This is a genomic window from Pedobacter sp. GW822-FHT03F06, from assembly GCF_058801365.1.
Genome location: NZ_JBXANE010000001.1, coordinates 319,051 through 340,916 on the forward strand (window position 1 = coordinate 319,051; position 21,866 = coordinate 340,916).

At 40.3% G+C, this 21,866-nt stretch carries 12 protein-coding genes; all 12 read right to left on the reverse strand.

Features of this window, described 5'->3' with window-relative positions; all coding sequences use genetic code 11:
* Positions 1 to 3: 3 nt before the first annotated feature.
* On the reverse strand, positions 4 to 1,128 hold the full coding sequence (locus AC1RJ8_RS01300) for a glycoside hydrolase family 18 protein (protein ID WP_492952143.1): 1,125 nt from the start codon (positions 1,126 to 1,128) through the stop codon (positions 4 to 6).
* A gap of 1 nt (position 1,129) precedes the next feature.
* Entirely contained in the window at positions 1,130 to 2,302 is a 1,173-nt protein-coding gene (locus AC1RJ8_RS01305; RefSeq protein ID WP_492952142.1) for a glycoside hydrolase family 88 protein, read from the reverse strand.
* 1 nt (position 2,303) lies between these two features.
* Complete coding sequence (locus AC1RJ8_RS01310; protein WP_492952141.1) at positions 2,304 to 3,491, reverse strand: alginate lyase family protein; 1,188 nt, start codon at positions 3,489 to 3,491, stop codon at positions 2,304 to 2,306.
* 21 nt (positions 3,492 to 3,512) lie between these two features.
* On the reverse strand, positions 3,513 to 5,975 hold the full coding sequence (locus AC1RJ8_RS01315; RefSeq protein ID WP_492952140.1) for a glycoside hydrolase family 2 TIM barrel-domain containing protein: 2,463 nt from the start codon (positions 5,973 to 5,975) through the stop codon (positions 3,513 to 3,515).
* A 12-nt stretch (positions 5,976 to 5,987) separates the two neighbouring features.
* A complete protein-coding gene (locus tag AC1RJ8_RS01320) occupies positions 5,988 to 7,205 on the reverse strand; it encodes a DUF5009 domain-containing protein (protein ID WP_492952139.1) in 1,218 nt (405 codons plus the stop codon).
* Positions 7,177 to 9,819 (reverse strand): glycoside hydrolase family 2 TIM barrel-domain containing protein, encoded by a 2,643-nt coding sequence (locus tag AC1RJ8_RS01325; RefSeq protein ID WP_492952138.1) that lies wholly within the window; start codon positions 9,817 to 9,819, stop codon positions 7,177 to 7,179. The genes AC1RJ8_RS01320 and AC1RJ8_RS01325 overlap by 29 nt, the downstream gene beginning before the upstream one ends.
* Positions 9,820 to 10,023: 204 nt before the next feature.
* The gene (gene bglX / locus AC1RJ8_RS01330) at positions 10,024 to 12,243 is read right to left on the reverse strand and encodes a beta-glucosidase BglX (RefSeq protein ID WP_492952137.1); all 2,220 of its coding nucleotides are present in this window, start codon (positions 12,241 to 12,243) and stop codon (positions 10,024 to 10,026) included.
* Positions 12,244 to 12,253: 10 nt separating this feature from the next.
* Entirely contained in the window at positions 12,254 to 13,348 is a 1,095-nt protein-coding gene (locus AC1RJ8_RS01335; RefSeq protein WP_492952136.1) for an endo-1,4-beta-xylanase, read from the reverse strand.
* Positions 13,349 to 13,351: 3 nt separating this feature from the next.
* Positions 13,352 to 15,181, reverse strand: coding sequence for a glycoside hydrolase family 2 protein (locus AC1RJ8_RS01340; RefSeq protein WP_492952135.1), 1,830 nt, complete (start codon positions 15,179 to 15,181; stop codon positions 13,352 to 13,354).
* A 106-nt stretch (positions 15,182 to 15,287) separates the two neighbouring features.
* Positions 15,288 to 17,012 (reverse strand): RagB/SusD family nutrient uptake outer membrane protein, encoded by a 1,725-nt coding sequence (locus AC1RJ8_RS01345; RefSeq protein ID WP_492952134.1) that lies wholly within the window; start codon positions 17,010 to 17,012, stop codon positions 15,288 to 15,290.
* A gap of 21 nt (positions 17,013 to 17,033) precedes the next feature.
* The gene (locus AC1RJ8_RS01350; RefSeq protein ID WP_492952133.1) at positions 17,034 to 20,057 is read right to left on the reverse strand and encodes a SusC/RagA family TonB-linked outer membrane protein; all 3,024 of its coding nucleotides are present in this window, start codon (positions 20,055 to 20,057) and stop codon (positions 17,034 to 17,036) included.
* Positions 20,058 to 20,146: 89 nt separating this feature from the next.
* Positions 20,147 to 21,865, reverse strand: a complete 1,719-nt coding sequence (locus AC1RJ8_RS01355) for a RagB/SusD family nutrient uptake outer membrane protein (RefSeq protein ID WP_492952132.1) — start codon at positions 21,863 to 21,865, stop codon at positions 20,147 to 20,149.
* Position 21,866: the final 1 nt, after the last annotated feature.

Genomic DNA, 21,866 nt, shown 5'->3' on the forward strand with positions numbered 1-21,866 from the left:
TTATCATTTTAAACTTTTATTGATCTGATTAACTAAATAGCCATTTAAATCAGAGTCGTACTCCCAAAACATCACCCCAGCCATGTTATTTTTCAATACATATTCACATTTTGCCTTTACCGATCTTTCATCATCATAAGTCATATATTCACGGCTTGCGGCATTATAGAGATAAGAAGCTTTGGCGTCTTTATCGTAATGTTTCTTAAAGCCTTTCTGATTGATCAGACTGTCTTTTAAAAAAGTATAACCTTTTCCATATCTGCTGCTTAAAACAGGATCGCCTAAGCCATTTTTAGCACCTTCTTTAAGGGTGAAAGACCGACTATAAAAGGCAATTCCCATTACTAATTTCTCGTCGGGAACGCCTGCAGCGGCAAACTCGCGAAAGGTTTTGTCTGCATAATGCTGTGCTGGGTAGCTTTTTGAGTTATACAGATTGGTATGATGCCCCGCAAAACTACCATTGTAGAAATCGTAGGTCATTAGGTTTACATAATCCAGATACTGTGCTGCTTTATCCATTTCCGTATGGCGGATAAAATCAGTAAAACCACCAACCGCAATGGTTAAGAGCTTTTTAGATTGATATTTATGTTCTAAACTATCCAATTCTAAACGGAGTTCTTTCAGCATCAGCGTAAAGTTCTGTTTGTCCTCCGGTCTGAAAACGTTACCTTCTTCGCCTGCTATACCAGGATATTCCCAATCAATATCTACCCCATCCAGCTTAAATTTCTCTATAATTTTAACGGCACTTTCGGCAAAAGCTTTACGCGATGTGTCGCTCAGTGCAGCATCTGAAAAATTTTCGCTCCAGGCCCATCCACCAATGGAAATCAGGATTTTAAGGTCAGGGTTTTTAAGTTTAAGCTGATTGAGCTGCTGAAAATTAACCGTATCAGTTGCTTCCCGGTGTAAAAAAGCACGGTTGTTTTTTACGTCGACAAAAGCATAATTGATGTGTGTGAGTTTCTCCGCAGAAATTTTACGCACATCAACCAGACCTCTATAACCGCCAACATAGCCAATAACCACTTTCTTTTTGGTTAAATAATCTGCCGGCATGCCCAGTAGTAAGCCGGCAGCTAGGCCCGCACCGATAAATAGCTTTAATAGACGCTTCATTTTAGTTTTTACTTCTTAACAAAGCTTCTAAATAGTAATAATCGGCATAATTGATCGGCACATCTATTTCAGACTTTGCCGGGCGGTGCCCAGTGCTGTGTTCCAAAATAAAGCCATAATTTGTGCCAATTTTACTGGTGTACTTTGTGCTGAGCGAATTTAAGATTTTATCGGCAGCGGCTTTGTATTTTTTACCATTGGTACTGTACTTTGCCAATTCGTAAAGTGCCGAGGCTGTAATTGACCCAGCAGATGCATCTCTGGAAACATCGGGAATTTTAGGATCGTTATAATCCCAATATGGAATGCCGTCAGCCGGCGTAATTTTACTGTTTAAGATAAAACCCGCAACACCTTCAGCCTGAGCTAAATATGCTTTATTTTTAGTTTCACGATAACACATGGTATAACCGTAAAGTGCCCAGGCTTGTCCACGTGCCCAAGCCGATTCATTAGCGTAACCCTGTGCGGTTAATTTCTGGCGCACATTACCTGTTAAGGTATCATAATCGATCACATGATAAGAACTAAAATCGGGTCTGAAATGATTCTTCATTGTGGTATTGGCATGTGTTACCGCAATTTTATAGAAAGATGAATCGCCGGTTAACTTAGTGGTTTCGAATAACAGCTCAAGGTTCATCATGTTATCGATAATTACCGGATATTTCCACTTATCGCCATTATGATCCCACGATTTTAACACAGCTGCTTTGACGTTGAATCTGGTAGACAATGATTTTGCCGCCTGAATAATTACAACTTTATAGGCCGGATCGTTGGTTAAACGGTAGCCGTTTCCAAATGGACAATAGATCATGAAACCTAAATCGTGTGTTCCTGTGTTAAATTGTTCCTTTTTGATATCCTCAGTATATTTCTTGGCCAAATCGAGCCATTTCTTATCCTTGGTATATTGATAAAAATACCATAATTCTGCCGGAAAGAATCCACTGGTCCAATCTTTCGACACCACCATTTTAAACTGTCCGTTTTCTACAGTCCGTGGTGAAACCAGATTAGGCTTTACTTTCCTGGCCGAATCTACATTTTTAATCAGTACTTCTGTTTGTTTTGCTGCAGATGCAAATGCTTTTTTAACATCTGTTTTTTGTGCCTTTACTATACTGAAAGACAATACAGTTAGCGCCGTTATTGTTACTTTTAAGTTCATATTATAACCAGATTAATGGGTTACGGATAGGTAAATTTCTAATTACTTCTTCTACCTGAGGCTGATGGTCTAATTTTGCCCAGGTTTGGTACCAATTGGCTTGATTGTATTGTACTGCTCCAAACAGTAAAAAAGGCTGTGCTACAGGCCAATTTTCCCAGTACATTACATCGGGCTTTAAGGTCCACTTGCTTTTATCGGCAATAAACGGATATAAATAAGTTAATCCTTTTTTTATGGATTTTCCATCGGCAGTTTCAAAATTCCAGAGGTTATCTTTTGGCGTAGATAAAATCTGGCAGAGCATCGTCATGGCATCAAGGTTAAAGATCGAATAACCGTAAGGTTTTGTTCTCGCCATTTCCAACGGAAAGCTACCGTCATCGCCCATTTGGTTTGGCAGAAGGATAGTTTTATAACTGGTACGCAAGGAATCGAGCATATTTTCGTTGCCACAAAGTTTTGCAAAAGATGCTACCTGCATGGCCCAACAGGTTGCATGGTTATTTTTCACGGTTTTTTCCTGAACACCTGGCTTGCTGGTGTTTAACCATAAGGTATAATCGGCAAACCATTTTTTCACACCTTTATTGGTATGCTGATCAAATGCTTTTGCTTTTTCCATGACTAATGCACCTTGAGCCACTTCCATTAAATGAATAGTATCGATAATACCATAATTACGCCCCGTAAACTTACCTTTTACCGCTTGCGCAAACAATAGATTGGGGTTCATCAATGTCTCCGAATTGATAAACCAGGCTTGAAAATGTTTAACGGCTTGTTTTATATATTTTTCATCGCCAGTAATTTTATAGGCGGAAGCCAGCGCACCGATAATTTTACTAAAACGGACCATCGCCTTACGGTGCGCTAAAAAGTTATCAGGATTGGTGAGTCCATCCCTGTTGATGTAAGGACCATCCGGATTTTTCGGGTCAGGCCAAAAATAGTCCGCTTCAGAGAAGAAATCATGCTTCCCACCTGCACTCCTTGGCGACGATGAAGCGGTAACAGTAATCGGTTTTTGCTGCATGGCCCAGGCTGCTTCTCCTAAAATCTGTTTTTTCAACAATGCTTCTGCCTGCTTTTTTAAATCGGTTCCTTTCAGATTGGGCTTTGGATATGCAAAGGCTGTTCCGGTAAGACCGAGCAGCACTAATAATGCATGGGTAATGATTTTTTTCATTGGTATATATTTGGTTAGGTATTATAAAGTTATAAAAACCGTTTTCAGACCTTCAGAAATTGCCGATACTACGCTTTGACCTTTATTTAATTTCATGCTGATCATCGCTCTTCCATTGTAAGCCTGCACTTTCCTGGAACCAGATGAAGTTCCTTGATTATCAATCAATTTACCATCGCCAGTTAAACCAAAAGTAATTAAATTAACGGCGTCTAAACATTGAATTCCTTTGGCATCAAAAAGCTTTACTTCAATGGTTGCCACATCATCTTGCTGACTGATTTTTTTCAGTTCCATTTGAGCTGGCTTTGTCCATTTTTCGGTTTGATAAGTAAATTTAATTTCGTCGGTTACGGTCTCCTTCCCTTTTTTGGCGATTACCTTAACCGTGTTTTCACCCTTTACAAACGGAAGATTCCAGCGCAAACCCGCTGCCGGATAATCTTGACTATTGCGTTTTTTACTGCCAAAACTTTTGCCATTTAAGAAAATTTCGGCATCTGTACAGTTGGAGTAAACTTTCACCATTTTCTCTTCACCTTCATCGCCCCAACGGATGGGCCAACTGTGTCCGTAGAGATGCACCATTGGTTTCTCTGTCCAGTAAGACTGGAAAACGTAATAGGCTTCTTTTTTGGTAAAATCTCTTTCTACCACGCCCTTCTGGTTCATGTAAGGCACTGGATTATCGGGACGAACGGGCGTAGAAAAGTCTTTGAAAGGCCAGTAAGCCGTACCGCTTAACCAGGGCATAGTTTCCTGCTCTTTTAAATGCCAATCGATTAAGTTTGTGATGTAGGATTCACTCCAGTCGCCATCTTTAGAAATCCTTGCCGCACCACCGTATAGAGAGGCGTCGCCTGCTCTTTCATCAGCACTTCCCCCGGTTTTGATCTTACTTAAAGCTTTATCAGGATTTTCTGAGTGACGTAGTGCATGACTATCTCCTCCCCATTCTACGTGTAAAAAGCGTTTTACCTTGGCAAATTCATCTTCAGATGCCTTTTTGTAATCGGTATAAGCACCACGGTACCAGCCAGCCCAAATAGAAGGAGAATACACATCTACAATATCGCTGCAAAAATCGCAACGGCGGATGGCTGTATAACGCGATTTATCCAGTTTGTGGGAGAGATCGTTCAGTTCTTTCATGAAAGTTCTGATCTTTTCCTTATCAAACTCCGGGAAATCGCCAGGCCAATCATTTTCGTTGCCAATCCCCCAGATGATAATGGCCGGATGGTTATAATGCTGCTCAACCATGTTGGTGAGCATTCTGCGGGCCTGCTGTTTATATACTTCACCACCAAGGCCACCACGGCACCATGGAATTTCTTCCCAAACCAGAATCCCCAAACTATCGCAGAGATTTAAAACAATACGCGATTGCTGGTAATGACCTAAGCGGATAAAGTTAACACCCATATCTTTCATCATCTGCATTTCCTCACGGATCATACCCTCAGTCATTGCTGCTGCTACACCTGCATGATCTTCGTGGCGGTGTGTTCCGCGTAACAATAAACGTTTTCCGTTCAGGTTAAACGGTCCTTTTTCTACAAATTCGATATTACGGAAACCAATTTTTTCTTCTCCTTTATAATTGCCTGCTGTAGAAATTACTTCGTACTGCAAACGATATTGCACAGGTTTTTCGGTAGACCATAATTGAGGTTTTTTAATCTCCAGCGACCATAAATCAATATCTGCAGATAAATTATTAAGCTTTTTCTCTGTTTTGCTCACGATTTTTCCTGCGGCATCAATCAACTTTAACTGAATAGTAGCGTTTTTAAGTCCGACAGGATTGTACAAACGTGCCCTGACAGACAATTTACCCAATTTACCCTGCACATCTACCTCAGCTTTAGCAAACATTTTATCAACGGATAACGAAGGTGTATAAACCAAATTCAGGTAGCGATAAATACCTCCGTAAACGTTAAAATCTGATAAATCAGAAGGGATCATTTCGAGATCTCTTGAATTATCGGTACGTACTGAAACCGGAACTTTACCCTTAAACTGTTTTTGATAAACATCTGTTTTTTGGAAAACGGCAATAGCATCGGTAATATCAACTGTCCATTCATCATAGCCTCCAACATGCGAAGTAACTTTGGTGGTGTATACATAAACATCTGTTTTTTGTCCGGCGCCTTCAAAATGTAAGATCGTTCTGCCGTTTTGATAAGGGTTTTCGATTTTAAGTTGTGTGCGGTACCAGGCTGGCCCCTGATAATAATTTACATCAGGATCAACCGCATCTTCTGCATTTACACAATGTGGTAAACTTACCTTCTGCCATAGTGGTACTGATTCAGGATTACCTGCGCCAACCGGACGAACAGCCTCCCAAATCCCTCCTAAATCTTGCTTTAAAAACTCCCAATTATTATTTAAGCGAACTGATTGTTGTGCAAACAATAACTGACTGTTAAACAAAACGATAAACAAGACTATATATCTAAATAACTTCAACATAAATTTTGAAAATTAAACTTTTAAACGCAATTTTTTCTTTTCTAAAAAGGACACTACACCAATCACCAAAAATGCCATCAAAAACGACCTGATAATCCCTCCAATACCCGAACTCATGAAATGCGGAAAATGAAAACGGACCAAACTCAAAAGCGCGTACAACAAATAAGGAATGAGGTAACAGGTTAGCGTACTGGTGCCGGCAGGTTTAATGAGTTTAAACCAATCTTTTTTCTGTTTAACATCTACCAGATAAATCAATAGCTCGAAAACCAAAATAGTAATGCCCATGCATACAAATAACCAGGCAGGTGTGGCATAAATTTTAGAAATTCCACCTGCATAAGGCCTGATGAACATACCAAAAGCGAAGGATAACAAACCATAAAAACTGATCAATATCCAGAAATCGAGGTATTTTTTGCCTCCGATTAGTTTTTTGTACATCGAAGTAATCAATGCACCGCCCAGCATCAAAACAATTGGCGAAGCATCGCCAATGATCCATAAGCGGTGGTTAAAAACGCCCATATGCGTGGTGATGTTCATGGTGGCAAAAGCTACAAAAGCTAACATGAGCACCAACAGATTGCCCTTAGAAAAAAGATATGCAAAAGCCGAAACGAGATAAGCCCAGCCAATAATGCCTAAAATACCCCACCAATGAGGTTTTAAATCTTCTGGATTTGCTTCGGAACCGCCTTTATACAGCAATGTCATTACTGCAATGAGCAAAATACCCAAAGCAATGAATCCGTTCTTTTTAAACTTTGAGAGACCAGATGGATAATCCAGCCATATCAAAAAGAAAGCTATGGTAAGGAGAATTGTATAAAGCGGATAAGGCAGTAATGCAGATTGGTGATCGTAATTCGCTAAATTGACATGAAAAAAGCCCATTACAATTAAGGCCAGTGCCCTTAAAGCGATATAGACTGAAATGGAAATCCATCCTTCGCCTTTATCTTTTCTACTTTGAATGGCAAATGGCAGAGAAAGTCCAACAATAAATAAAAAAGCGGGGAAAATGAGGTCTGAAAAACCCATTCCATCTACATCAGCTGGTGTATGTTCAATCCATCGTGGAATATTGGAAATCCCTGCAACATCGTTCACAAAGATCATCAGAAACATGGTGATGGCCCTTAAAACGTCGATTGATAAAATACGGACTGGCAGTTGGCTCATTTTCTCTAATTGATTAATAGATTTTTCTAAGTTGCACAGCATTTAAAACCGGTTTTCCCTGGATGGCATTAAAATCAATCACGATACCCCTCCCATTCTGTACTGTAACCCTGGTTGTTTTCTTTACTGCGCTAGTGTAACCGAAATCGGAAGCTAAATTCAGTTTTGGCATAAATGACATTCCGTTAATGGAAACATTGAAAATGCGCTGTTCTTCTACTTCTTTTTTATGGTTGTTATCTAAGTTATAGGCTAAAGCTTCTTTGGTTTCGCCACCAACGAGTTCGGCAAAATGTAATGCTAACTCATATTCTCCATTGGGTACATCGAATTTAAACTGTTTGATACCTACCTGCTGAGTTTGATAAACCGGATCGTTATCGGTACCTAAAATATTCTTGTCGCTGCCATAAGTAATGCGGTTATTGGTTCCTTTGTAAGGTTCGCCCCCTATCCAGCCCCAGCCGCCAACTTTGTAAGGTTGATCGGGCATCCAAAGCTGATGTTCTTTTTCGTCGATATAAAAACGTTTTGAACCTAAAAGGATATTGATATTTTTAAAAGGAATATTAGAATCGTTAAAATTAAATGGTTGTAACTGGAAGTTGATTTCCGCCTGATCATTTTGATCGCCGGAAACGACATGCAACTGATTTTTACCGTTAATAAAAGGCACTTGCCAGTCGATAATGTGGTCTACAGCTTCTTTTGTTCCTAAACTTTTACCGTTTAAAAAAAGTTCAGCCGATTTTAAATTAGTGGCCACCTGTACCGGCTGTGTGCAGGTTAAAGCTGCAGAATCTGCACTACCTGTTCGCTCTTTCCATTGGGCTGAAGTAATTTTAAGGTAAGGTTTGCCCGATAAATAAGCCTGGTAAAGAAAATAAGTATCTTTTGGCTCACGACCAATGGTTAACAGCCCTTTGTTGTTGATGTGGGGCATGGTTTCTTCGCGGGTTTCGGAATTAAAATCGGCTAAATTCCATGCTTCGCCTCCAGCTACAAATGGCCTGCTCAGCATTGCATTTAAATAAACCTGATTAAATTTGATGCCGTACTCTACACTTTTATCGAAGCGGATGGGCGAAAAAGAACGAATCCTAGGATCAGCATCTGCGCCATACTCTGTTACCATAAAAGGTGTATTGGGCAATTCTTTGTGGTGACGGTCTAAAAATTTAGCAAAATCTTCGGGAATGCCCGAATACCAACCAGAATATAAGTTCCATCCAACAATCATCGGAATTTTTGTCAATCCAACTTTGTTGTAAATATCCCAGGCACCATGGTTAACCAAAAGTGTATACCTGGATGGATCCTGTTTACGGGTTAAACTATCTAACTTTTGGGCCAGTTCGCGAACATGGTCAAAATAAATCTGCTGGCGAGGTTTATCGTTCGAGAATTTTAAGCGCAACAAAATCTCGTTCATATAAGCCCAGATAATAATACTGGGGTGATTAAAGTTCTGTTTAATCATTTCGGTCTGCATGTTCAAACAGTTATTGGTAAAAGCCTCGCTTTCGGTAATGGTGTTTACTACCGGAATTTCTACCGAAGCCAAAATGCCCAAACGATCGCAGGCTTCTAAAATCTGTGGGTCTTGAGGATAATGCGCTACCCTTAAAAAATTACCGCCCATGGCTTTTAGCAGTTCTATATCTCTGATCTGTAATGCATCGGGGGTGGCATTACCGCTGTTTTCGTAATCCTGATGGCGGCTGGCACCAATGATTTTTACAGCTTTATCGTTTAAGAAAAAGCCCTTTTCGGCATCAAACTTAAACCAGCGGAAACCTAATGGATTGGAGACCTGATCGATCACCGATTTGGTCTTAGGATCGACAATCTTAGTCACCACCCTGTACAGATAAGGATTTTCCGGCGACCATAACTGAGGTTTCTGAATCGCTTTGATATCCTGAAGGACCACCATATTGCCGTCTTTGTTTACATTCGCGGCAGTATTTTGACTGGTTACCACTTTTCCACTGGCATCGAAAATAGTTGTTACAACCTGCACTTTTTGATTAGCTGAAGTAGCATTATCAATTGAACTTTTAATCTGCACACTTGCCGTTGAAGCTGAAACCTGCGGTGTGGTGATAAAAACACCTGAACTACCATTGTCTGCCTGCGAAAAGTGAACCGGACTGGTGATCAACAGTGTTACATTACGATAAATACCACCAAAGAATGTAAAATCGGCAGTGAGCGGTGGAATATCTTCGTTAAATCTGTTGTTTGCCCTAACTTCGATTACATCATCTTTATAGTTTAAAAATGAAGAAATCGGCACGATAAAACGGGTGTAACTACCGATATGTTTAGCAGCAGATTTGCCATTAACCAATACCTCAGCTTCTTGTGCTATGCCGTTGAATACAAGAAAAATAGCTTTACCTTTTGCACCTTCACCGAGTTTGAGTTTACGTTTGTAAATTCCCAAACCGCGGTAATAACCAGGTGTATCATCCAAAACATCTTTATCGTTCCAGGTATGTGGGATATTTACCTTTTCAACTGGTCCGTTTTCTTTGTTAAACTCCCATTGATCGTTTAAACTGATGGTTTTCCGGCCTGCATCCTGGGCATAAGTGGTTAGACCGGTAATTGCGGCAATCAATAATAATAAAGGTAATTTTGCTCTTAACATTCGTTTAGTTTTCTTCGCTCAAAAATTTAATTCATAGATATGCTATCAATCGCATCGTCACCCTGACCTGTAGCGCAGCGGAAAGCTACGTAGTAAACCGAGCTTTAAGCGAGTTCACCGAAGGTAATTTATTTCAGGGTCTTTACCGATAGATGCTGATCCCGAATATTCGGGATCAGCATGACGACCTGAAAAAATAATTTCTTAGTTAACCAACGTAAAATCCTTTTCCAGTTTAATATTATTCGAAGCGGTTCCGATCATTAATTTAAAATCGCCTGCTTCGGAACCCCACTTAAGCTGCTGGTTATAAAAAGAAAGTTTCTCTTTATCGATATGGAAAGTGATGGTTTTACTTTCGCCCGCTTTTAACATTACTTTCTGAAAATCTTTCAGTTCTTTAACCGGACGGACTATAGAAGCAAATTTATCTTGCAGATATAACTGAACTACCTCTTCGCCAGTATATTTACCTGTATTTTTTAAAGTAAAACTTACTGTAATTTTTTCATCCTGTTTGATCTGTGTTTTGCTTACCGCTAAATCGCTATAATCGAAAGTGGTATAACTCAAACCGTAGCCAAAAGCAAATTTCGGGCTGTTTGGCATATCTAAATAGGCAGAACGGTAACGGGTATCCTTATCATTTTTAGCCGGACGGCCAGTGCTTAGGTAGTTATAATACAAAGGGATCTGTCCTTCATCGCGTGGGAAAGTCATTGGTAATTTACCTGCAGGATTATAGTCGCCATAAAGCACATTGGCCATGGCATTACCCGCTTCGCTGCCCAACCACCAGGTGTACATAATGGCAGGAACGTTATCGGCTGTCCAGTTAAATATTAACGGGCGACCGGCCATAATCAGCACCACAACAGGTTTACCCGTGGCCTGAATGGCTTTTATTAAATCTTCCTGAACACCGGGCATATGGATATTGGCTTTACTTTTTGCTTCCCCACTCATGTCTAATGTTTCTCCAACAGCCATAATTACCACATCAGCCTGTTTAGCTACTGCTAAAGCTTCGGCAAGACCAGCTTTCGATGAATCAGCCACTTCGCAACCTTTTGCATAAAGTAGCTCGGTTTGGTTGCCAACTTTATTTTTCAAGCCCTGATATAGCGAAACAAGCTTATCTTTTTCCCAGGCAATAGACCAAAAGCCCTGCATATCTTTTTCCGATTTGCCCAAAGGGCCAATTACCGCAATCTTTTTTAAGTTTTTAGATAAGGGTAAAACCTGGTTTTCATTTTTTAATAACACGATACTTTTCTCGGCCATTTTTAAGGAAGCTTTTCTGTTTTCGGCAGAATTCAGCTCCTTTTCCTGACGGCTTTCGTTACTGAAACGGTATGGATCATCAAATAAACCCAATTCGAATTTCTTACGTAAAATCCTTCTTACGGCATCATCAATTAAAGCAATAGGTATTTTTTTATCGGTAACTAGTTTGGTAAGGCTTGGCAGATAACTTCTGCTTTCCATATCCATATCGCTACCGGCTCTTATAGCCAGTTCTGCGGCCTGCTCTTTATCTTTAGCATAACCATGGGCAATCATCTCACCTATCGATCCCCAGTCGCTTACTACAAAACCCTGGTATTTCCATTGCCCTTTTAAAATATCGCGTTGCAGATAGCTGTTTCCAGTAGCTGGAATTCCATTCAACGTATTGAAAGCGTTCATAAAAGTAGCTGCACCAGCATCAACCGCAGCTTTAAAAGGGGGAAGATAAGTTTCCCAAAGTGTATGCTCACTCATATCAACCGCATTATAATCTCTCCCGGCAATGGCAGCTCCATATGCAGCGAAATGTTTGGCACAGGCCATAATCGCGTCAAGGTTACCCAAACCTTTACCCTGAAAACCTTTTACACGGGCAAAAGCAATTTTAGAACCCAGGTAGGTATCTTCTCCTGCCCCTTCCATTACCCTGCCCCAGCGTGGATCGCGGGCAATATCAACCATGGGTGCAAATGTCCAATGTACTCCAGAGGCGGCCGTTTCCCGTGCAGCAACCCTTGCCGCATTTTCCATTTCTGCCAAATCCCAGCTGGCGGCTTCTGCCAAAGGAATGGGAAAAGTAACACGGTAACCGTGAATTACATCCAAACCGAAAATCAACGGGATTTTCATTCTCGATTGCATGGCCACTGCCTGTACTTCGCGAGTTTCTTTTGCACCACGCACGTTAAGCATGGAGCCTAATTTACCATCACGTATATCCTTTAGTTTATTTGGATTATTCGTAATGGGCCCCGTTGCATCACGATCGCCCGTATACTGGTTTAACTGACCTATTTTTTCATCTAAAGTCATCAGGTTTAAAACCGAATCGATTTTCTTTTCGATCTTTTTATCCTGCGCTGTAGCAGAAAGGGATATCCCTAAAATAAAGGCTAATGGTAAATATCTTCTCATTAATGTATGGCTATTTAACTCCGTCTAATATTCCTTGATAAGCTGCTTTTCTTTGAAATTGTGCATCGAAAGGCAAGGGCCAATCGGGGCGGCTATAGGTGGAGGGAATCCAACTGTCGGCATCGGTTACATTCCATTGTGTGATTCCGAACTGTTGAGTTTTCGGAATGGCGTTGTAAGCCTGAACAATGGTTTTATATTTTGCAGCCTGCTGATCGCCCAATCCAGTTGTATAAGTCATCGACGGCACATTGTCTGGATTCAAGGCGATATCAATTTCTGAAATATGGATTTTTAAACCTGTAGCAGCGGCCGTAGTAATGGCAGCTGTTAAATTTGCATCAGTTTGTGTTACACGCGTATGCATCTGTATACCAATCCCATCAATAGGGATACCTTTATTTTTTAACCCTGTAACCAGCTTTATGATTGCTGTACGCTTGGTTGGACCAAATTCGTGACCATAATCATTGTAAAAAAGTAAGGCATTAGGATCCGCTTCGTGTGCATACTGAAATGCCCTTCCGATATAATCGACTCCTAATTTCTGTACCCAGATGCTGTTGCGCATGGTACCATCTTCATTAACGGCTTCGTTTACCACATCCCATGATACTACTTTACCTTTAAAGTGGCTTACAACCGTTTGGATATGTGTTTTTAAAAGGTTCTCCCATTCTGCAGTGGTTCCTTGAAAGTTATTCACCCAATCGGGAAGTGATTTGTACCAGTTTAAAGTATGGCCATGTACTCTTTTTCCATTGGCTACGGCAAAATCGACCAGATAATCTGCATCGCTCCAGGTATAGGTATCCTTTGAAGGATGTAGGGACCAAAATTTCATGGCATTTTCTGCCGTTACACTATTAAATTCTTTAATGACCAGATTACGGTAGTTAGTATTGCTTTTTAAAAGGCTCACATTAATAGCGGCCCCGATGGGGAAAGGCATATTTTTCTGTAAAGTAACATCTTCAATCGGTGTTGGCTGTATTAAAATACCAGGATCGATACTGGTACTCTTATATTTGGCACAAGAGAGGGTTAACAGCGACATCGAAAGCATTATTTTCGAAGCGAAACTAATTTTCTGTAATCTGTTCATATTTTATTTGTATTTGGCCTGCATCTGGTCGTAAAAATCTTTCAGCACATAAAAGGCTTTCTTTTTCTTGCCTGTTTCGCTGATCAAACCTTTACGGTTCCAGAAATTCTGATAAATAGGATGTTGCCTTCTTGGTGATCTGAAATCGGTTAAAATCCATGGCGTCATTCCACGTAAAGCACCGATTTTGCTTAACATGGTGATCTGGTTTTTGTACAATGCCTCCTGGTACTCTTCGCTCCAACGCGTATTTTCATCGGCATGGAAACCGCCCAAAGCATCGCCACCAAACTCGGTAATGACCACAGGTTTCTTATATTTGATATCGAAATTGTATTTGGTAATTTCGGATGGATTACCTCCCCAGTACCAGCCAGCATATTCGTTAAAACTAACCAAATCGATTTTTTCACCCAATGGGTCATTTAAAATGATGTTATTTCCATCCCGGTGAACTTCTAAAGCGGCAGCCACCAAACGGGTATCATCTAAAGAACGGGCCGTCTCTGCCAAATTGCTCATAAAACTTAAGCGGGCATCGCTTAATGGTGTTTCATTACCGATAGACCAAACGATTACACTTGCCCTGTTTTTATCGCGTACAATTAAATCAGTCAATTGTTTTTTTGCATTGGCGTAGGTTGCCGGATTGGTCCAGCTGATGGTCCAATAAACCGGAACTTCAGCCCATACCAATAAGCCCATTTCATCAGCCAAACGGATCATTTCTTCGTTATGCGGATAATGTGCCAGGCGAACATAGTTACAATTCATATCTTTTGCCCATTGTAACATCATGCGCATATCGCCTTCTGAGCGTAAACGGCCTGCTAAAAGCGGGTTTTCATCATGAAGGGAAATCCCTCTTAAAAAAACAGATTTACCGTTTAACAAAATGCTGTCGCCATCAACCTGAATGGTTCTGAAACCAATTTTATCGTTAATATTTTCCTTATCACTTTTAATATTTACAGCATATAATTTTGGGCTTTCGGGCGACCATAGGCTTAAGTTATTCCAGGTAAATTCATCCGCTATTTTACCCTCGTTATCCGTTTTGTATTTCTTTTCCAGCTTAAGCTCAGGGATAGAAAGGGTAATTTCCTGCCCAGCGGTTGCATCAGCAAGTTTTACCGAAAAATTTAACAGGTTATTGTTTCCTTTAACGAGCTGAAGTTTATAGTCGCTAATAAAATGGTCTGGAAATTCGGCCAGAAAAACATCGCGGGTAATGCCACCATAATTCCACCAATCGGTGTTTACAGTCGGGATTTCATCCTGTTTGCGGATATTATCAACTTTAAGCACAATGGAATTTTCACCAATCTTTAAGTTATTGGTTACTTCGAACTGGAAAGGCGTAAAACCTCCTTTGTGTACACCTAATTTTTTACCGTTAAGGTAAACATGCGCTTCGTAATTTACTGCTGCGAAATACACGAAATATTTTTTTCCTTTTTCGGGTTTTGCATCAAACTTTTTGCGGAGCCAAACATTACCCTCATAAAGTTCTAATTTTTCTGACTGTGAGTTCCAGTCGCCCGGCACATTCATTTGTGGTGAATGGTCGAAATCGTATTCGATCAGCTCTGATTTATCTTTCTGAACTTTATCATCAAAGTAACCACCTGTTCCGGTTTTCGACTGATCGAAAGGTTCATGGCGATAATCGTAGTAACCGTTTTCGTAAGGATCGACAATATAATTCCATTTACCATTAAGGCTTTGGATTTTCCGGCCCTGAATGTTCTGTATAGCGGTAACCTGACCGTAACTGATTGATGAAAGGAGCGAAAAGCAGATTAAAAATACGCTATAGGTTGTTTTTAGCATAACTTAAGTTTTAATATTAATTAATTGATCGTTTCAAAACTAACAATTAATTAACGGACGGTGTTTCCACCGCCCGCCTAAATTTGAGCAAAATCTAGTTCTTTGATTAATATCCGGCATTTTGTTTAAGCGATGGTGCCCTGTTTAGTTCATTTTGTGAAATTGGATATAAATAGTTTTTAGCGGTAAAAACCCTGTTTTCGACAACAAATGGCTGATAAGAATAAACTCCAGGTGAAACAAGGGTAATTCTCATGCCTGTAACATTTTTGTTTAACGTAGTCTCTCCTTCTTTCCACCTTCTTACATCGTAAAAACGTTGTTCTTCAAAACAAAACTCCACTCTACGCTCGTTACGGATACGTTTCCTTAGTTCCTCTTTTGATGGGATAACATAACCGGCTCCTGCAGGGTTGGTTGTTTGTAAAGGCGGCATATCAACACTTAGCGCTGCCGTAGTGGTATTTTTACGTTGCCTAACAGCATTAACCGACTTTAAAATCTCTGACAATGCGGCTACACCCTGTGCCTCATTTAATGCCTCTGCATAGTTTAATAATACTTCGGCATAACGAAAGAAAATCCACGGACGGCGTATAGTGGTATTTGAAGGATTGTTCCATACGGCATTTTCACTTAAAAATTTACGCATGTAATATCCGGTTTTGGTCGCATTTACATTTTGTCCTAAACCATCTTTACCGCCAACAAAAGTTTCGACAGGTTTACTTTTGAAAGTAGAACCGTTATACATAATGGCGAAATTTAATCTCGGATCTCTGTTTGCATAGGGGTTTGAAGCGTTATAGCCAGAAGCAGGATCACTAATCGAGCGGCCGGTTGTTTTCATTTCGAAAGCATCAACCAGATCCTGTGTTGGGTTGGTTCGTCCGTTTGCACCGTCGTAACTAATTGGTGCATTATTAGTTTCGATGGTATTGGTATTAAGGGTTTGTGTGGCAAAAATAACTTCTGTATTATAGGCTGCTCCAGATACGTTCCACAACCAGATATTTTGATAAGAAGAATAAATGGCGTGTTTGCCCGTATCCATCAATCGTTTGGCCGCATCAGCAGCGGCCTGCCATTTAGCTGCATCGCCACTTGGGTTATATTGCGGACTGGCAGCATACAATAACAATCTTGCTTTTAAGGCCATTGCGGCAGTTTGTGTAGCCCTTCCCCTGCTTGCTACAGCCCAATCAGTTGGACCGATCGGTAATCTGGCAATTGCCGAATCACAATCTAAAGATATTTGTGCAACACATTCATCAAATGTATTTCTAGGTAAATCTAAATTCTCATCTGCATCTAAAACCCTGGTAACCAAAACAGCACTGCCATAACGTTTTACAAGCTCAAAGTGAAAAAATGCCCTTAAAAAGAATGCCTCACCACGTAACCTGGCAATATCCTGGGCAAAAGTTAAACCATCCGACGGGATGATCACACTTTTTGGTGCATTAACCAAAAACATATTGGTTTTACGGATCCCCGTGTACATGGCGGTGTAAACATCATCTACAACCCTAACCGGGCCCCAGGTTCCGTTATTTAGAATATTGATATTCGAATTTAGATTGGAGTTGACAGCTTCATCACTACCAGATGCCAGCATGGCCCCATCATTATCTAAATTATAACGATCAGAGAGTGTAGCATAAATATTATTTAAAAAGTTCCTGGCAAAATCAGGATTTGCCCAAACCTGAGCTTCCGAAACATCTCCGTTTGGCGTAACTGTGCCATCTTGCAAAAAGCCATCTTTTTTACAGCCTGCCATATAAATTGCTGATACGGCAAGGAGTATATAGAATATATTTTTTTTCATCTTGTAAAGATTACAGTGTAATTAAAATTTCAAATTCAACCCAAATGAATATATTTTCATATAAGGATAATAAGCTCCTGAAGATGTTCCATATGAATAACCCGATTCAGGTAATTCAGGATCAATATCTAAATTACCCAGTTTATCAAAGGTTAACAGGTTTAGTCCGCTTACATAAAACCTTAACTGAGATAGTTTTAATCTTTTTACAAAAGCTGTAGGAAGAGCGTAACCTAACTCAATATTTTTCAGTCTTAAATAATTGCCGGAACGTATCCAAAAATCAGAATTCTGGGTATTGTTACCACGATCAGCAACCAATAACCTCGGGTAAGTTGCACCTGGATTTGTGGGTGTCCATCTATCTACGCTAAACTGGTTAATGTACCCTGTATTGGAGTTTCCTGAAATGATCAGATCATGAATACTGATGCTTCGCCCACCCATGCCCTGGAAAAGGAAGTTAAGATCGAAACCTTTAACGGCTACACTGGCACCAAAACCGTAAAAAGATTTTGGAACGAAGTTATAATCAGTATTAACAAAATCAAGGTTATCAATTACACCATCATTATTCTGGTCTTTATATTTAATATCGCCAGGCCCTACTGTTCTTGAAAAACGCTGTACAGGCGATGCACTAACTTCTGCCTGCGACTGAAAAATCCCGATGGCCTCCAACATACTGCTTACATAACCTGTACCCTGGATTACACTGGAAACTTCGTGGCCAACTCTTGATTGGTAACTTGGAATACCGGCGCCCTCGTTTATAGCGATAATTTTACTTTTGGTATAAGTATAATTTGCAAATAGATTCAAATCTACGGAACCGATTTTTTTGTAAAAATTAAGATTGGTTTCAAAACCTTTGTAAGATGCCTCGCCTTCGTTTACCTGTAAAAGTGTTTGACCAAGTACATTTGGAAGTAATGAATTGGTTAACAGATCTTTTCGGTCTTCCGAAAAATAATCAGCACTGATTGAAAGCGATTGTTTAAATAATTTCGCATCAAAACCAATGCTTCCTTTGTAGGCCTTTTCCCAGGTTAAATTAGGATTGGCCAAAGCCCTTTGCTCAGTACCACCTACCCCGGTGTAACTTGTGCCGAAATTATATCCGGTACCGCTTCTGTTAAAATAATCGTTAAAAGCGAAACGGCGTAAATTATCAGTTGCATCATTACCCACAAGACCATATGAACCTCTGATTTTCAATAGGTCAAGAAAACCTGAAGAACTTTTCATGAAACCCTCATCAGATATGATCCATCCTGCCGAAACAGCGGGGAAGAAACCATAACGTTTGCCAGGAGCAAAACTTTCAGAACCCGAAACAGTTCCGATCAGATCCACGTAATAACGCTGGTTATAGTTGTATGATAAACGGTTAGACCATCCTTCTCTCCTTTGATCTAAAGCGGTAAATGTTGAGTAGTTAGCTCTTGAGCCACGCGTAGTGAACTTGATACCATGTTTACCAAAAGTACGGTCGTAATCAAAACCTAACCACAGTTCATTTCTACGCAGGTTGCCCATAAAAGTATTAGCGGCGTAACTTGCAATAGATGCCGTTCCATAAGTAGCAGGGCCTCCGGCTGCAAATGGATCAACAGTGGCATAAGTCTGGTTAAAGCCATAACGGTAGGTTCCAGCCACATCATAAGAATAAAACACATTGAAAGATAAACCTTTGGTAATGTTTTCAAGTTTTTGCGTTGCAATGATCGTTGCTAGTAAATTCCTGGTTAAATCGGTGCTTACGCCTCTCGATTCTAACATCGCCAATGGGTTATTGGCCTGGAAAATAGAATTTCCGCCATAACTTCCATCAGCATTTAAAACTGGGAATGCATTTGCCGGGGTACTATATACCGTATTTAAGAAAGTACCTGTACCAATATTTGGGAAACGCAGATTGGTGATGCGCCCACCCACATCAAGTGATACATCTAATGATTTACTCACATGCAAATCAATATTGGTACGCAGGTTATAGCGGTTAAAATTGGTATTTGCATCGTAGGTAGGGTTATCACCGCCTTTATAAATACCGGCCTGATTATAAGCACTTACCAAAGTATAATACTTAATAAAGGCATTACCACCTGTAACGGTAGCTACATAGCGCTGTGTAGGTGCCACCTGCCTGATATAATCTTTAACAAAATTATTGTTTGGATACCGGTAAGGATCAGAACCTGTTTGGTAAGCCTGTAGCGCTGTAGCATTATATGCCGGTGCGGCACCTCCGTTTATAAGCGCTTCATTATAAAGTGTTGCATAAGAGTAGGCATCGAGCGGACTGGCAATGTTTAAGGGCTGCTGTATACCGGCTTGTGCATCAAACGTAACTTTTGTTGAAGTTGCACTACCCCGGCGCGTTTTTACGTAAATTACGCCATTTGCACCGTACATGCCGTACCATGCAATAGTTCCGGCATCTTTCAATACACTTATACTTTCAATTTCACCTAAATCCATCGATTTAAAATCGCGCTCCACACCATCAACGAGTACCAAAGGTTCTTGATTATTATTATAAGATGAACGTCCGCGGATCAGAAAGCTGGAAACATCATAACCAGGTTGTTGCGATCCATTTGGAATGATGGCCAAACCCGATAAGCGACCTGAAAACACGTTGTTTAAAGAGGATGACGGGATCTGAGGAAGATCATCAGCTTTTAAGGTACTGATGGTTGCTGTAATCTCTCTTCTTTTTCTTACGCCAAATGGAATATAAACATTGTCGTCATCTCCAGCATCAACAAGTGTTTTACTTAAGATAACAGGTGCATTATTTACTTCCAAGGCAGGCTTAAGTACCAAACCATAACCTATCATTTTGAAAACAAGCACATCACTTGATGTGGTTTGAATGGTAAAAGAGCCATCTGCGCCCGTTGTTATAGATTTGTTGCTTTTATCTTCCTGTATGGTAATGACCACGCCCGGAAGCGGTGTTTTATTTTGATCTAAAACTTTGCTGGTAACGGTCAGTGCCTCATCGGGTGTTTGACCGCTAACTTTTAGTACTGCCATCCACAAAAAAAGAAGGCAAACTATATATTTTGATTTTGATAATTTCATAACTGAATAAAATCTGTTTTACGTTATATTAAACATATTGTTTATTCCCATCCCGGATTTTGGATCAACACCCCATTGCTCTTATAAATCTCAGACCTCGGTATAGGGTAACGATCTTGTTTAGAAGTATATGTTTTTTGAAAATTCGGACCCAGCAATACAGGGGAATAAGTAAATGAACCATTAGTATTTTTAACCACATTCATTCCGTACATGGGAATAGCGATAACTTCAGGGCCGATTTTCCAGCGCATAATGTCATACCAGCGGTGATCTTCGAAAGCCAATTCTATCGCACGTTCGTGGCGGATAGCTATTCTCATTTCACCCTGAGTCATATTGGCCTTTAACCCGTACAAACCGTTGGCACCTGCAGCTATCCCTGCACGGGCACGGATATCAGTTAACTGTTTATAAACAGATGCATCCGGACCATTTGCTTCATTTTGAGCTTCAGCATAATTTAGCATGATTTCAGCATAACGAAAGAAAATGTAATTGATTAAAGCTGTACCCGATGTACCACCCAAACGCACGTAGGTTTCTGGCCAGTATTTTTTGCAATAATACCGGGTAGCTGTATAAATAATATTTGTCGGGTTCCAGTCTTTACCATAAGTTACTACGCCCGTAGCTGAGGTTGAAGACCACATTTCGATCTTTTTACCTTGCCAGTTTTGATCGTTGTAAAGAATGTTGGCGTAAAAACGAGGATCTCTGTTTAGGTACGGCTGCTGAGGATTATAACCGGAAGTAGCATCTGTAATGGCTTTGCCATTTGCCATTTCGTACATGTCGACGTGGTTTTGTGTAGGATCCATCTGGCCCTGTGCACCTCCAGAGCCTGGAGACATGGCATAATCAGCCAAAATTCCATCAATTGCCCTTGGGCCTCTGATTTTGATCATAATATATTCAGGCGAGGAAGCCATGTTTAATATATCAGCATAGGTGGGCTGCAAAGCGTAAACCTGGCCGGCACTGGTACCGTCCATTACCTTACTCGCTGCATCTGCAGCCAGTTGCCATTTGGTTTTATCATTACTGGGATTGTTCAGCGGACTTGCTGCATATAAAAGCACCCTTGCTTTAAGGGCCAATGCTCCACCTTTAGTTGCTCTTCCGTAATTTGATGCACCATTATCAGCATCATTATTCAGTAAAGTATAGGCCTTATCTAAATCGGCAATAATAAAATCAACACAGGCTTGATAAGATGCCCTTGGAAAATTGATATCATCGTTTACGCTATATTCCTTATCCATAATTGGAACGCCACCAAATCTTTTGATAAGTTCGAAATAAGAAAAAGCACGTAAAAAACGCATTTCACCTTCAATTCTCTGTTTCGGAAAAACTGGAGCTGTTGGTACGCTGGCCATTCTGTTCAATACTTTATTGTTGATAGCGATACCGGCATAACATCTTGTCCAAACATCGCGCATATCATTTAAAGATGCAGAATTAGAGTGGTCGTGATATAAACCCCTGTTTAATGTAGTAACCGTAGATTCGGAATTACCTGATACGGCCTCATCAGAGGCTTGTGAGGTTGAACCGCGGTGATCGTTAAACCTGGCATAATCATTAATCATGTAATTATATGCAGCATCAGCATAACTTGCAGCTCTCAATGGATCGGCAAATACACCATTATCATCTAAAGCAATTTCTGGGGTCCTGTTTAAGAAATCTTTTTTACACGAAATTGAAAGAAGTGTAAGTAAAAAAACTAAAGCATATATTTTATAATTTCTCATC